Source organism: Lederbergia sp. B243.17, from assembly GCF_057657925.1.
In genome coordinates, this window is record NZ_JBWBKF010000058.1 from 22,001 (window position 1) to 34,742 (window position 12,742).

Annotated in this window: 16 protein-coding genes; all 16 read right to left on the reverse strand. The window is 46.5% G+C overall.

The genetic code is table 11. From position 1 onward, the window contains the following. Nucleotides 1–56: 56 nt before the first annotated feature. A complete protein-coding gene (locus AC0TWI_RS10625; protein WP_488126324.1) occupies nucleotides 57–209 on the reverse strand; it encodes a hypothetical protein in 153 nt (50 codons plus the stop codon). A gap of 1 nt (nucleotide 210) precedes the next feature. Next, nucleotides 211–480, reverse strand: a complete 270-nt coding sequence (locus tag AC0TWI_RS10630; protein ID WP_488126325.1) for a hypothetical protein — start codon at nucleotides 478–480, stop codon at nucleotides 211–213. Nucleotides 481–497: 17 nt separating this feature from the next. Next, the gene (locus AC0TWI_RS10635; protein WP_488126326.1) at nucleotides 498–1,664 is read right to left on the reverse strand and encodes a hypothetical protein; all 1,167 of its coding nucleotides are present in this window, start codon (nucleotides 1,662–1,664) and stop codon (nucleotides 498–500) included. Next, a complete protein-coding gene (locus AC0TWI_RS10640; RefSeq protein ID WP_488126327.1) occupies nucleotides 1,648–1,905 on the reverse strand; it encodes a hypothetical protein in 258 nt (85 codons plus the stop codon). The genes AC0TWI_RS10635 and AC0TWI_RS10640 overlap by 17 nt, the downstream gene beginning before the upstream one ends. A gap of 2 nt (nucleotides 1,906–1,907) precedes the next feature. Continuing rightward, nucleotides 1,908–2,756, reverse strand: coding sequence for a phage tail family protein (locus AC0TWI_RS10645; protein ID WP_488126328.1), 849 nt, complete (start codon nucleotides 2,754–2,756; stop codon nucleotides 1,908–1,910). A 4-nt stretch (nucleotides 2,757–2,760) separates the two neighbouring features. After that, on the reverse strand, nucleotides 2,761–7,011 hold the full coding sequence (locus tag AC0TWI_RS10650; RefSeq protein ID WP_488126329.1) for a phage tail tape measure protein: 4,251 nt from the start codon (nucleotides 7,009–7,011) through the stop codon (nucleotides 2,761–2,763). A 226-nt stretch (nucleotides 7,012–7,237) separates the two neighbouring features. Continuing rightward, nucleotides 7,238–7,588, reverse strand: a complete 351-nt coding sequence (locus tag AC0TWI_RS10655; protein WP_488126330.1) for a hypothetical protein — start codon at nucleotides 7,586–7,588, stop codon at nucleotides 7,238–7,240. A 3-nt stretch (nucleotides 7,589–7,591) separates the two neighbouring features. After that, on the reverse strand, nucleotides 7,592–8,164 hold the full coding sequence (locus AC0TWI_RS10660) for a major tail protein (protein WP_488126331.1): 573 nt from the start codon (nucleotides 8,162–8,164) through the stop codon (nucleotides 7,592–7,594). Between the two features lies 1 nt (nucleotide 8,165). Continuing rightward, complete coding sequence (locus AC0TWI_RS10665; RefSeq protein ID WP_488126332.1) at nucleotides 8,166–8,480, reverse strand: hypothetical protein; 315 nt, start codon at nucleotides 8,478–8,480, stop codon at nucleotides 8,166–8,168. Next, a complete protein-coding gene (locus AC0TWI_RS10670; RefSeq protein WP_488126333.1) occupies nucleotides 8,477–8,842 on the reverse strand; it encodes an HK97 gp10 family phage protein in 366 nt (121 codons plus the stop codon). Before AC0TWI_RS10670 ends, AC0TWI_RS10665 begins: the two co-directional genes overlap by 4 nt. Further along, nucleotides 8,835–9,137, reverse strand: a complete 303-nt coding sequence (locus AC0TWI_RS10675) for a phage head closure protein (protein WP_488126334.1) — start codon at nucleotides 9,135–9,137, stop codon at nucleotides 8,835–8,837. The genes AC0TWI_RS10670 and AC0TWI_RS10675 overlap by 8 nt, the downstream gene beginning before the upstream one ends. Beyond that, entirely contained in the window at nucleotides 9,130–9,453 is a 324-nt protein-coding gene (locus tag AC0TWI_RS10680) for a hypothetical protein (protein WP_488126335.1), read from the reverse strand. Before AC0TWI_RS10680 ends, AC0TWI_RS10675 begins: the two co-directional genes overlap by 8 nt. Further along, nucleotides 9,440–9,625 carry a hypothetical protein gene (locus AC0TWI_RS10685; protein ID WP_488126336.1) on the reverse strand — a complete coding sequence of 62 codons (186 nt, stop codon included), beginning with the start codon at nucleotides 9,623–9,625 and terminating at the stop codon, nucleotides 9,440–9,442. The genes AC0TWI_RS10680 and AC0TWI_RS10685 overlap by 14 nt, the downstream gene beginning before the upstream one ends. A 32-nt stretch (nucleotides 9,626–9,657) precedes the next feature. Then, the gene (locus AC0TWI_RS10690) at nucleotides 9,658–10,968 is read right to left on the reverse strand and encodes a phage major capsid protein (RefSeq protein ID WP_488126337.1); all 1,311 of its coding nucleotides are present in this window, start codon (nucleotides 10,966–10,968) and stop codon (nucleotides 9,658–9,660) included. Further along, nucleotides 10,961–11,539, reverse strand: coding sequence for an HK97 family phage prohead protease (locus tag AC0TWI_RS10695; protein ID WP_488126338.1), 579 nt, complete (start codon nucleotides 11,537–11,539; stop codon nucleotides 10,961–10,963). The genes AC0TWI_RS10690 and AC0TWI_RS10695 overlap by 8 nt, the downstream gene beginning before the upstream one ends. Continuing rightward, nucleotides 11,532–12,740: a phage portal protein gene (locus AC0TWI_RS10700; protein WP_488126339.1), complete on the reverse strand. Its 1,209-nt coding sequence runs from the start codon at nucleotides 12,738–12,740 to the stop codon at nucleotides 11,532–11,534. Before AC0TWI_RS10700 ends, AC0TWI_RS10695 begins: the two co-directional genes overlap by 8 nt. Nucleotides 12,741–12,742 lie beyond the last annotated feature (2 nt).

Consider the following 12,742-nt stretch of genomic DNA (forward strand, 5'->3'; position numbering starts at 1 on the left):
GACTCTGAGGAGGAAAATAGGTAACGTTTCAAACATAAAATTCACCTAGTTGGCAATTACTCCTTCGGCAGCCGCGGTGTAGCCACAATCATGTCTTTTTCATCTGCGGTGATATGTTCTCTCGTCACTTGTCCGTCCAGGTAGTCCTCCTCGATTCGGTTCATGATCCACATATTCAGCAAAAATCCGTATACAGGTGATTGTTTCATTTTACATTCCTCCTAATAAGAATAATAGCGTTTCTTCCAGGTGGGCAATCCGCTCTTCGTCGGACGGTGGGCTGGGTTCGACTCTTGTTATTTCGTCAATTTCCTCTTGTGTCGCCCCCTCTTCCCAATCGGCACCCGTCCATTTTGGCTTATGAAAAGGCAAAGGTTGAGGAAGTTGAACAGTTATCACGCCTTCCGGCTCTTCTTTATCGTCTACCAAATATCTTTCGATAATAAAGCCCTGTTCATCTAACTCATAAGCGTGCTTCATAATATCAGTCCCTCCCATCAGTTATACGCTCTGAACGTTATGAAAATAGCGGAATTTCCAGGGGCGATAATGTTTGCCGCTACATCGCCGTTCGGTCTAATATAAATTCCGCTGTTCGATTCATTAGCTTGGGATTGCGTACCATATACGATTATCTCCCTGTCCGGTCTGTATCCTACCGGAAGAACGCCTATGATGGTTCCAGCCCCTGAATTTTTGTGAACGTACCCTTGTAAATGGACTATACCAAACGGATCTTTGAAGAAAGACAGCGGCTTAATCCCAGTGAAGGGTTCTGGGGCGGCGTACCCGGCGTTTAATGGCAGGAGAACCTCGGGATCAAGTTTTGTTGTTGCGAATTTACGAAAGTCACCCCACGAATCTTCATAACCCTTCCTATTCATCCGAAATGATAGGTCTCCCCATCCACCGGTAGAGTCGTGTGGTACATATATTTGTAGGATTCCCGATTCGTCATTTGTTTTAAATGTTATTGTTTCTCCCCAGGATGGGTAGCCATCCTCCGGAGTTGTCTTTTTAACAGTAACACCCGTATCATAAGTGCTTGGAGGGTCAGATGCCTTATTATGGATTCTAAGGGTTAACTTTTCGATAGTTAGTCCATTAACCTTATCTAAGACAGCCTGCAGCCCCTCCGCGTCAAAATTGGGAAGAATTTTAGACCCGGCCCATCCACAAACGCTCTCATTCTCCCGTTCGTCTATTACATCTGAAGCATTGATGTATGTCTGGCCACCGATGACCTTTACCTGAGCAACTGAAATCTCATAGACCTTATCGTTTCTAGTTAACGCAGGCGGCATGGGTGTTGCTGATCCCACACCTTTCTTGACGAACGACCTTACATGCCTGGCTTCAGTGTTTAAATCCAACCGAATGACTATCCGGTCAATCCGGCTCTTTCCAAGGGACTCCGTATCGTGCGTATGAGCCATCTTTGAAGTATTGGCATAAAACCTTCCCTCGATAAACGCAATGCCGGTATCAATCTCTGTGACCATATTCGAGCCATTGGCCGTCACCTTCAATTCAGCACCGGCTCCCTTCATGATTCCCGTGGTCACCAGTGAACCAAAGTAATCCGTAAACTCCTGGGCGTTATATTCCCGATCCGGTAAACCGTCATGGAGCACGGGATCAAAGAAACTAAATTTCTCTGCCATTCTTCCTCATCCTTTCAGTGACATATGCGCCTTCGAGACCACCATCCAAATCGACCGCTGTATAACTGATCGCTTCAAAGCCTTTATTAGCAATCAGCCAATCACATTTCGCGTCGATGTCCCGCCCGAAATCAGGGATTTCATTGGTGTATTCTCTAATCTGCTTTTCTGTCAATTTCTGTTTGTGGGCAAGGATACGAGAATAATAGCCGTCTGATTCCTCGAATAGATAAATGTGCATCACTACACCCCCAAAAAGAGATTTCTATATTCCACATAAACGTCTGGCTTACCACCCTCAGTAATGAAGGAAAGCCGGTTCTCGCCCACATCCAAGCTGAAGAATGATGAATCCAAATCGATATAGCCCATTGCGTTCATCTCCACACCATCGGGAGCAACGATTCGGACAGCCTTTTCGTTGAAACCTGTCGTGATCACCAATGAGTAACCTTCCGGGATCGTCCGCCTGACTCGGATAAATTCGCCAGTATCAACCTTTGTTATTTGTGGATTAATGGACTCGCCGCGGAAGGTTATCTTCACAGGCGCCGGAGCATGACCCTCATTAATCAGCGTTCGCATGTCTCCCCGTGCAGCAAACGAAACCGGGAAGGAGAATGGGAAACTGAAATTCGAAACGTAGTCCTCCAGCTTGACGTTTGTCGGGTTGATGTCTTGCCAGTAAGGTGATGGGCAGAGTAAGTTGATCAAGGCGACTTGATATCGGAAGCCACGGTTCTCTCCGGGAAACTTTGGTACATGCTCGCTAACGGTCTTTATCTGCCGGATAACCCTGTCATTCTCATAAACCAATACACCGGGCAACTTAGGATTGAAAACTTTGGCCAATCTTTCCCTGCAAGCCGAAACTTCCTCTCTTTCTTCAGTAAGAATCGATATTTGCAAACTGATGTATCTTGGTTCCAGCAGAGAATCAACATGAGTCTTGCCATCCTGGTATGGTGCACGCTGAATCTGAACCTCTGCCTCCACATCTCCCAGACCATCAATTTTGGATAATAAAAACGGCGGACGATGGGAAAATACCACCGAATCGCCGTTTACGTTTGTATAGGTTATCTTCTCCATCGCCTCACCTCCACTCCAATGCTAGTTCTTGCGATGCCCGCTTCTGCAACCTGGCCGCTTCAGCTGGGCTTACGGGTTTAGGGCTGTGGATGTTAATTGTTTGATGAATCACCGTGCCGGTTTGAGTGTTATTGGAACCCGCGGAAGTGCCTCTTGCATCATAACCGCCCATATTCGGCATGTTCGGTACAGCTATTTCACCCATCCTGCTTGCAGCAGATTGGATGCCGCTCATCATGGAATCCATCCCCTCAATTAAACCGAGGCCCGTCCATTCACCAATTTCCATCATAACCCGGGAAGGCGACTTAATTTTCAGGGCATCCTTGATTGTCGCACTTACCTGGTTTGCTATGCTCCGAGCTGTTGACATTACAGATCCACGCATCGATTCAAGACCACTGTTTAACCCTTGCATGGCCTCCTTACCGATCTGCGGCAAAGTGGACTTCATCGCATTGAACTCATTCTCTGCTCCATAGCGAATCGAGCGCACTTTCGCATCAAATTCTTTACGTACTTCTTCCAGTTGGATAGCTGCCTTTTTATGCAATTCACTCAGCTGTTTGTCTGTATCTGTACGGAGTCCGGTCAATTCTTTGACAGCAATGTCTCGCGCCTGCTTTGATTTCTTCTTCCACAGGTCTTCGTACTCTCTCAACTGCCTGTCTGTGAGAGAATTAAGCGCCATCAGTTCAGGCATTGCCTTCGGTCCCATCGCCCGCAGTTCTTCGAGCAAGCCACCATCAATTCCTCGCTTGGCCAACTGTTCGATTGTGTACGACCAATGTTCGATATAACTAACCTGACCGCGCAAATTTCTGAGTAAATCCTCTCCTGTCTTCTCTGCCTTAAAGACCACTTCATCAAAGAGGCCCGAAAAGTCCCGGATGGATTTCGTTCTTTCCTCAACCGCCTTTTCGTACACTTCATTCAGACGTTTCTCTTCGTCCTCTACGTTCTTGTTGATTTCCTGTGTTTTCTTTAGGAAATCATCGTTGGCTTTGAGAAGCTGATCATAAATCTCCTGACGTACCCGCTGAATGTTCTTTTCGGCTTCGATGCGTTCTTCGGAACCCTTCTTGTACCGATCGTGGACGCGTTCCCATGCCGCTAGTTCTTCGGCAAGTGACATTTCATTGACAGACTTCTTCGCCTCAATAAAGGACTTTGAATGATCGAAAGACTCCTTTTCCAGCTTCTTTCTCTCTTCGGCTGCCGCCTTTTCGACTTTCAACAGTTCCTGAGATATTTTCCGTTGTTGATCGGCATTCTTGGCGTACTTACTACCGACAGCCTCAAGAGCCTGAACATACTGGCTGGCACTGAAAGCCCCTGTTTTGTATTCATGCTGAACAGCAGCAAAAGCCTCGTTGAAAGATTTCTTGATTTTCTCGGTAGACTTTTTTGTTCCAGCTGCCGCGCCGTCAGCTTGTTTTACAATTGCTTGCATCGTTTTTGAAAATTGTTTATCGATGTCAGAGACAATTCCCGCTGATGCCTTCTCCACATTCTTTCCGGACTTCGTCAATCCGTCTGCCATACCCTGACCGGTCCATTCCCCGATCTGCTTCATTACTTTTGAAGGAGAAGCGATTCCGAGAAGGGATTTTGCTTTATTAACGACACCATCCACCACACCGGTAACAGCACTAATAGCCGAGGCTGTCATGGACTTAATCCCGTTTACTAATCCGAGTATCAAATCCTTCCCCGCCTGCAGAAATTCTTTAGCCTTGCCGGTGACTGCGCTCAACATTTCAGACATCTTTGTTCGAACAGCGCTAACCGCATTGGTCATTAGATTTCGGATGGAGGTAACCATTCCACTGAAGCCATTACTCACTACCGTCTTGATCGTATTGATCACTGTGGAGAACACCGTTTTAATAGCATTCCAGATAGTCGAAATAACCGTCCGAATACTACTCATGGAAATGTTGGCAATGCTTTTCATTGCCTCGAAACCGGTTGTGAAGAACGATTTGATGGCATTAATCGCATTCGTAAATACAGATTGTATGGACGTCCACATGGATGAAGTTGCTGTTTTGAATCCGGCAGCAAACGTAGCGATGCCTTTTAACAGACGTCCCCAAAGCAACAACTGAACTGCGTTCCACAGCAGTTCAACGGCTCCGCTGAATAGTTGCTTGATACCATCCCACATTCCTTGCCAGTCGCCGGTGAACAAGCTACTGAACGTTTTAACAAGACCGAGGATGATATCCAAGGCCCCGCTAATGACTCCCTTGATGTTCTCCCATACACTCATGACGATGGTCTGGATGACGAACCATGCGGCTTTTATAATTGCTTCAATTGCTGGCATTACCGCTGAGATAACAGCCTTGATAGCGTTCCAGACGTTTTCCGTCGCTTGTTTGATCTGCTGCCCGTTTTCTGTCCAAAATGTTTTTATATATGATAGCTTGTCTGACAGAAAATCGATCACAGCACCCATGGCATTCGTCACCACATTTTTCACAGCGTTGAAAACGTCGTTTACGCCTTCGCGGAACCAATCGACCTTATTGTAAGCGACCACTAAGGCTGCACCAATGGCGACTATGGCAGCGATGGCCAGTCCAATTGGACCAGTTAAAAACGAAATTACTGAGGCAAGTGCTCCAACTACTGGGGTGGCCGCGGCGGCCCCCGCTGTGGCGGTTCCAATAGCTGCGGCAAAGGTTCCGAACGTCCCCACGATTGTTCCTATGGATGATATGAGGACGCCCAGAACAACGAGAACAGGACCGAGTGCAGCCGCAATTCCTCCAAGGACAACCATGGTATTCTGCATGGCGGGCGACATACTGTTAAAACCGTCCACAAGAGATTGTAGAAAGCCTAATAGCTTCTCAAGCGCCGGCTGCAGATTAGTGAAGATTGCGATTCCCGCCTCTTCCATTGCAGAAGTAAACTCATCCCATCTACCCTTGGTGTTGTCAGTCATAACGTCATACATTCGCTGAAGAGCGCCTTGCGCACTGGATACTTCACCTTTTAAATTGCCATACTCATTACCGAGCCCCGCAAGGATTCCGTTGAATGTTTTTAGATGTTCTTTTCCTGCAACCATGGCGATGAAGTTTGCCTTCTGCTCATCCGTCATCTTGGCAGTCTTATCTTTGATTTCCATGAGAACGGCTTCTAGCCCTTTGAAATTCCCTTTAGTATCGAAGGCCTTAATGCCCCATTCATCTAGAGCATCTGCTGCTTGTCCAGTTTGGCTAGTAAGATTGGTAAAAATTGCATTCAATGCAGTTCCAGCCTGAGAACCCTTGTATCCACGGTTTGCCATGATGCCGAGGATTGATGTAGCCTCTTCAAGAGGTACGTTGAATGAGGACATTGTTCCACCAGCAACAAGAAACGCTTCCATAAGTGCATCTATGTCTGTGTTAGACTTTTGTGATGCCTTTGCAACCATATCCAAAAAGGTGGGCAAATCACTAACCTGTAGTTGAAGGGCAGCCATTGAGTCAGTCACAAGATCGGATGTCCGTGCCAGATCAATATTACCTGCAGAGGACAATTTGAGAATCGGCTCAATCCCGCCGATCATCTGTTTTGTGTCCCAACCCGCGAGAGCCATGTATGAGAGGGCATCTGCCGCTTCACTGGCACTCTTGTTTGTTGAGGCACCCATTTCCCTCGCCTTGGCTTCAAGGAGCTTGAAATCCTTCCCTGTAGCCCCTGATATAGCCGCTACGTTTGCCATACTCTGTTCGAAGTTAGCACCGACTAGGACAGCAGCCGCACCGACACCCATTAGAGGGAGAGTGACTTTTGTCGTCATCTCTTTGCCCGCAGACGTGATGCCATCGCCAACTTTCTTGATGTGCTCACCAGCTTTTACAGCCGATTCACCGAACTCCTTTAAGGACGATTTCGATGTGCCCAATTGCCCCTGTAGACTTTTTAGCTGACCTTCTGTCGAGGCAAGCTCCCGTTGAAAAGCCCGGTATTGTTCCTCGTTGATTTTCCCTTCAGCAAACGCCTTGTCCACATCTTTTTGAGCGTCTTGCAACTGCTTCAGCTTATCTTTGGTCGTCTGAACCTGCTCCCCAAGCAGTTTCTGCTTTTGAGCGATCAGATCGGCGTTTCCAGGGTTAAACTTCAGCAGCCGGTCAACATCCTTCAGTTCCTTTTGGAGATCGCGAGAGCGTTTATTGACATCAGATAGCGCCTTGTCTAACCCTTTCGTTTCGCCATCAAGTTCAATCGTGATTCCTTTTATCCTCTTTGACATCACCTCACCACCTTGTTGATTTAAAATTGGTCAAAGTCGGATTGTGTTGCGTGTCTTGTCGGAGTCTCTTTTGTTCCATTCTTCTGAGCGACATGTTCTTCGAAGTAGTCGATACACATGCCGATCGTCATATCTTCCATGTCGTCTTTGTCGAGGCTGATGGTTTTACAGAGAAAAAGAAAAAAGTCCGTGGTGATTGGTTCACCAGGACTTTCTCCGCTAGACTCTATTTTTTTTTAGATTGTTTAAGATTCATCGTGATTAAATCCTGTATTTCCGGGAGTAGCTCGAAAATCGGAAACTCACTAAATCCATCGAGCCAAGTTATCGGATCGGGGATAGCCTTGTCTGCCGTTTTAGCAAACACCCAGAATAGGTTATAAAGCACCTCGAAGTCTATCTTTTGAAGTGCTGCATAGTTAATCTCACCACTGTCAGTCTGTATTTTCCTTAAAGATTCCAAGCTGATCAGATCAGCAAAGAAATCCTTCTGGAATTGCGCTTTATAACGTAATGGAGTAGCTGCTGTGGACTTAAAACGGACATCACGGCCGTCAATTGTTAATGTTTTTTCCATTCATCAAACCCCCGCTGGTGTTTTTTCGTATACTTTTGAGTACCAAGCGTTATAAACTTCAGCTGGTGTCGTTGGTGTGGTTTTGGTTTTTACTGCGTAATCTGTTTCACGCGGGCTGGCAACGAAAGTCAGGCTGTTCGTGCTTGGATCAGCTGTGGCCGTTTTGGTCTCTCCAGAAACGGTTGGACGGTTTGCGGAGCAGTTATAAAGCACATGCCTCGTCGCTTTGACATCACCATCAAACTCGAATAGCAATGCGAATGGTTTCTGCTTGGCGTCTGCCTTTTCTGTGAGTACCATGTCCGTCTCATCCTTGTCCTCTCCTAGCGCATCGATTGCAAATTGCTCTGGGATATTCGCAATGGTCAGCGTGCCGTCATAACCTTGGTTATTCGATGCAGAATAGAAGAGAATATCATCTGCGTAAAATTCCACCATGTCACCACGCGGATCCAGCGTAATATCGACAGCTCCTGGGATACGGATCGGTTTATCATAGGTAATCGTTCCATCTGTTTCTGTATAGGTTGCATAGTGGACGTTTTTCAGTCCAAAGTTGACTTTATTTCCTGCCATGTTAGATCATCCTCACTTCGTATATTTTTTGGAATAGCTGTTCTGATTCGATATAAGTTTCAACCGGTTCATAAGGAATTTCATTAGCGTCCAAGATAGTTTCAAGGACCGCTTCAGCAGCCAGATCCTTTTTGTTGGTGTAAAGCTCAATATCAACAGCATTAATTTTGTGATACGTTTGGTTATCCGCTTGGAAATTCGGCGAATAGGTCACGAGATATGTGATATATGGGACCGGCTTTGCTTCCATAAAATGCGAATAAGCCACCGGGAACCCCGTGGCATCAAGTAGCTTCTTTAATTCAACTAGCGTCACCTTCGTATCACCTTCTCTACATCGCTTTCAAATTGTTTAATGACCAATTCTTCCACAGGAGCAATGTGTACCTTTCCTGGTACCCTGCCCCCACCTTTTTTTACATGGCCTTTCTCGAGTAAGTGGGCAATCTGATACCGGGACGCATTGTGGATGACCCATCCTTTGCCATTCCTTACCGCTCGCCAGCCTTTAGCATATTTGCCAGTCTTCCCTTTAGGACTAACCATTTTCAGCATCTTCGCTCCGTCTTTGGCGGCCTTCTCTTTTGCTTTTTCGAGACCTTCCTCTACGTCTGAGGTGTAATCCTGGAGCGCCTTTGTGATTTCTGATGCGATGCCATCAAGAGAAACTTTAGCCATCAGCGCCCACCCTCTCACACGTCAATTCCAGTTCCTCAAAGTCGGCTGCATAGGTCCGCAATACTGAATACTGCTTTCCATCAAACTCTACCTTTCGCTCGCCTTCATACTCATATCTGTGAATAGTGAAGACAAGCTCCGGCCGTAAGTTTGAAGAAGCAGCTGCATAGAACTCATTTCTGCCGATGGAGTTAACTTTGCATAAGATGGACCGCTTGGTCTGCGAAGGTACCTGATTTCCCAAATCGTCCTCCACATAGCCACTGCCGATCAGAACTAATTCGTGATCATACATTCGCCTCACCTCTCGCCTGCTGATGAATCACGAGATTGTGGAGTCTGAACTGCAGGTGCCGCGGCATGGCCAAGGGAACCCTGGCAGCAGACAATTGTGAATCGCCCACTGATTGATACCTCCAGGTGGCATAGTCCTTCACGAAATCAAGATGGAGAGGGCTGTCGTATTTGAGAGTCAGCCCCTTCTCATCTTCCAATTCCTCCACAACTGATTCGACAGCATTACGCAAAAGCGCGTCCCGGATTTTAGTGCTAATTCCGAGTCGCGCTTTGGTTAGTTCCAATGCCTTTTCGATGAATTCATCCTTTGTCATTTTCATCAACTTCTTTGATTACAGCTTCCTTCCGTTTGTTTTTCGTGGAAGAAAGTTCCTCAGCACGTTTTTTGGTTGCATTGCCTTTGCGCGGGTACTTGTCACCCTCTCGGTAAACGTGATTGTTGTCCTGTAAGTCAGTGAAGTCTTTGATTACTACATATTTAGTCAACGCAATCACCCCTTAATTAACTTTGATATGAATCAAGCTCCTGCTGGCTGTTCTGCTGCTTCTCCAAGAGTGATGACAACAAATGCATCGTTGTAGATTGGTTTGCCATCGTAACGTGCTGTACCTTTGAACACTGTTTGATCTTGGATGAAGCGGACATCGGTAGAGACAGCCAACTTCACACCGGCGCGTTCACCAAGAAGATACTTCTTAAAATCTCCCATGACGATTGTGTTTTCCGGAGCGTATTGAGAGAATACGATACGTGTACCATCCGGCAGGCGTGGTGATTGAGCTGTTTGAACGACTAGGCGTCCGTCTGCAGTCGGCAAGAACGTCTGTGGAGCAAGTTTCGCATAATAGGTGCTGCGTTTCATTACGGCGATTACCTCACCAATGGCAGCTCCATCCTCGCCTGTATCAAGGAGAGCCATGTTGCCCACAATGTCGCCAAGCGTACCGTCAGACGTTGTATTTTTCTCTGTTACCGACTTAAGAGCCGTTACAACCCCTGTTGGCTGCTTCTTTGTAGGGCCTTCACCAATTAGGATTGCTTTATCGAGTGATTTCGCAATTGCCATAGCCAAGCGATCCTCAATGAAGTTTGCCAAATTGATCATGCTGTCTTCCAAGACTGCATTACATACCGGAATGAAGCCGCCGACTTTGAAACCGTCCAATTCTGTCTGGCTGAACGATGTGGCCAGTTCTTCCACAGGATCACACATTTCTGTCCAGATGGCTTCCGGAATCGCACCGTCCATGATAATCCGAGCCGTACCGTTAAGCGTCTGGACAGTGACTTCACGGTAAAGTGTGGAGTAATCACCCAAACGAGTCTGAATCATATTGATGACTTGCTCTGGGATCAATAGGTTTGTTTCCGTAAGAGCACGTTTGTTTAATGCTGCTTCTGATACTTTAGAGTAGAAATCACGCACTTCCTCAATGTTTAAGCGTTCAAGCATTTCCGAGCGAGTTTCATATTTGTTCACTTTCATTCTTGTCTCTCCTTCCGATTTACGGGTGTGATTTGTTGGTGCTTTGCTTCGCTGGTCTTCATTGTTTGTAGGTGCATTGGCATTTAGTTCCTCCAGTTCGCCCTCAAGCTCACTGATTTCACCTTCTAGCTTGGATTTTTGCTCGCCGTGCTCCGATTTCTCTGAATCTATCTTTTCGACTTCTTCTTCGACTGCAGCAATTTCCTCATCGGTTTCCGCTTCATCGATGGCAGCTTCGAGATCCTTCGATCGTTTCTCAAAATCGCCATCCTTACCTTTCAATTCAGCCAGCAGCGACTTCCTTTGCTCGATTTTTCGTTGCAGTAAAATTTGTTTAAGCATGCTTCAATCTCTCCTTCAGTTTGTTTTTTCGTTGTTCAAGCATTCGTTTCTCGTGCTGCTCGACTTCTTTCTTACGTGCCTGAACGCCAGTGTCTAAATAGGCCGGGAACGTTACGACGGAAACCTCATGCAAGTCGATTTCTTCAATTGTCCACTTCACCGTGCCGTCATCTCGAAAATCGGTAGACTCCCGGATAATATTGAAACCGAAGGAGCATTGGTCCACGTCACCCCGCTTCACCCGCTGATACAGGTTAACCGCATCGCTGTCATTTGGGTTGATTTTAATAGAACCCCATAACCCCCGGTTGTCCACCTTCAACTCGAGCGTTCCAGCTTTAGTCCGACCAAGCACCGCACGTGTCTCATGGTCAATCAAGGCTCGTACATCATTCGAAATCGTATTGCCGAAAGCTCCTGGAGCAATTTCCTCATAAGCGCCCGGCCATAACTCCGTTTCGCTGTTAAAAACGGCAAAATACCCTTCGATTACCATGTCTTCATCTTCTGCTCTGGTCTGCAAATCCGTGGAAAGGCTGCGAGTTTGCCTTTTAAATTCTCGATCATTCATTCTTCTCACCGCCCTTCAGCTTGCTTTGATCGCCAATCATGTTGGCTGGAATAAAGTTTTCAAGGATGACCAATTCGTCCAGCCCTTCTTTCGGTGACAACCCAATCCAATCGCGGACTTCGTTACCTTCCATAATCCCGCGGATATAAAGATTCGAGCCCACATCTGCCAATTCTTTCAGGTCGTATGCATACAGTGATCTAGGATTGAACTTGAAATACAAATCAGGACTGTACAGCAGTTTTCTTGTCAGTTCCTGCTCGATACTCTTTGCGAGAGGGAGAATCTTCGAATTGATCCAGCTGTTGTATTCATTCTTGTCAAACTTCCCCACACCAAGAAAAAACGCCGGCACACCAATGATGCCCGCGACAGTTTTCTTGTCTAATTCGACCGCTTCATTTATGGCCAGGTCCGTAAGGCTTAACGGTTTCACCTGTTGGACATCCAATAGTTCTGCCGGGATAATCCACGGCGCCCCAGCTTCATGCGCAGTCAGATACTTCTCATAAACAGCCTTCTTACCTTCCTTCGTGGTCAACTCATCATTGAGAGAATCGACTTTTACAATGAGAGTCGGCATGTATTTGCCGCTCATGAAAGAATTCTTTGTGGCAGTAGCCTGCTTCAAATTTCTTGTGATTTCCTTCAGCGGTATACGATATCCCGTTCCCATCCACGGCTTGTCCGGATCCGGATTAATAGTGAAATGCAATATTTCATCATAGCTATATAACCGGCTGCCGTAACGGACATTATAAGCTGTATCAGTCGCCAGAAATGACACTTTGGATGGTTGCAGCGGGATCAACTCTGAAATATAGCCATCCTCCATCTTTGGAAAAACAACAGAATTTCCGTCACCTTCCAACAGCATCGTGCGAACAATATTGTACATCCATGCTTTGCGAGTCATCAGACTGTATGGATTAATGTCGATTTTGCGGGATAGTTCATTTTTCAAACGAATATCGCCATTATCTGTGTTTTTCATCAGGTGAATCGTCATGGAAGAAATCAGATCTGCAATCTTATCGACTGCAATTCTGACTTCCGGATTATCGACCAGCCGGGTATAGCCAGGCACGCATAATGTGTCATAGGCATCCGTGGATGTGAACCATCCAAGAGCAGAATCTGCAGATGGCTCTGACCTTATTTTTTGCCTTTCGAAACCGAAAAGCGTTCGAAACCAACTCATTA

Excerpts from the sequence above, each read along its gene's own strand:
- AC0TWI_RS10635 (WP_488126326.1), bottom strand. The coding sequence starts at position 1,664 with ATGGCAGAGAAATTTAGTTTCTTTGATCCCGTGCTCCATGACGGTTTA.
- AC0TWI_RS10660 (WP_488126331.1), bottom strand. The coding sequence starts at position 8,164 with ATGGCAGGAAATAAAGTCAACTTTGGACTGAAAAACGTCCACTATGCA.
- AC0TWI_RS10655 (WP_488126330.1), bottom strand. The coding sequence starts at position 7,588 with ATGGAAAAAACATTAACAATTGACGGCCGTGATGTCCGTTTTAAGTCC.
- AC0TWI_RS10700 (WP_488126339.1), bottom strand. The coding sequence starts at position 12,740 with ATGAGTTGGTTTCGAACGCTTTTCGGTTTCGAAAGGCAAAAAATAAGG.
- AC0TWI_RS10670 (WP_488126333.1), bottom strand. The coding sequence starts at position 8,842 with ATGGCTAAAGTTTCTCTTGATGGCATCGCATCAGAAATCACAAAGGCG.
- AC0TWI_RS10675 (WP_488126334.1), bottom strand. The coding sequence starts at position 9,137 with ATGTATGATCACGAATTAGTTCTGATCGGCAGTGGCTATGTGGAGGAC.
- AC0TWI_RS10630 (WP_488126325.1), bottom strand. The coding sequence starts at position 480 with ATGAAGCACGCTTATGAGTTAGATGAACAGGGCTTTATTATCGAAAGA.
- AC0TWI_RS10650 (WP_488126329.1), bottom strand. The coding sequence starts at position 7,011 with ATGTCAAAGAGGATAAAAGGAATCACGATTGAACTTGATGGCGAAACG.
- AC0TWI_RS10645 (WP_488126328.1), bottom strand. The coding sequence starts at position 2,756 with ATGGAGAAGATAACCTATACAAACGTAAACGGCGATTCGGTGGTATTT.
- AC0TWI_RS10625 (WP_488126324.1), bottom strand. The coding sequence starts at position 209 with ATGAAACAATCACCTGTATACGGATTTTTGCTGAATATGTGGATCATG.
- AC0TWI_RS10690 (WP_488126337.1), bottom strand. The coding sequence starts at position 10,968 with ATGCTTAAACAAATTTTACTGCAACGAAAAATCGAGCAAAGGAAGTCG.
- AC0TWI_RS10680 (WP_488126335.1), bottom strand. The coding sequence starts at position 9,453 with ATGACAAAGGATGAATTCATCGAAAAGGCATTGGAACTAACCAAAGCG.
- AC0TWI_RS10640 (WP_488126327.1), bottom strand. The coding sequence starts at position 1,905 with ATGCACATTTATCTATTCGAGGAATCAGACGGCTATTATTCTCGTATC.
- AC0TWI_RS10695 (WP_488126338.1), bottom strand. The coding sequence starts at position 11,539 with ATGAATGATCGAGAATTTAAAAGGCAAACTCGCAGCCTTTCCACGGAT.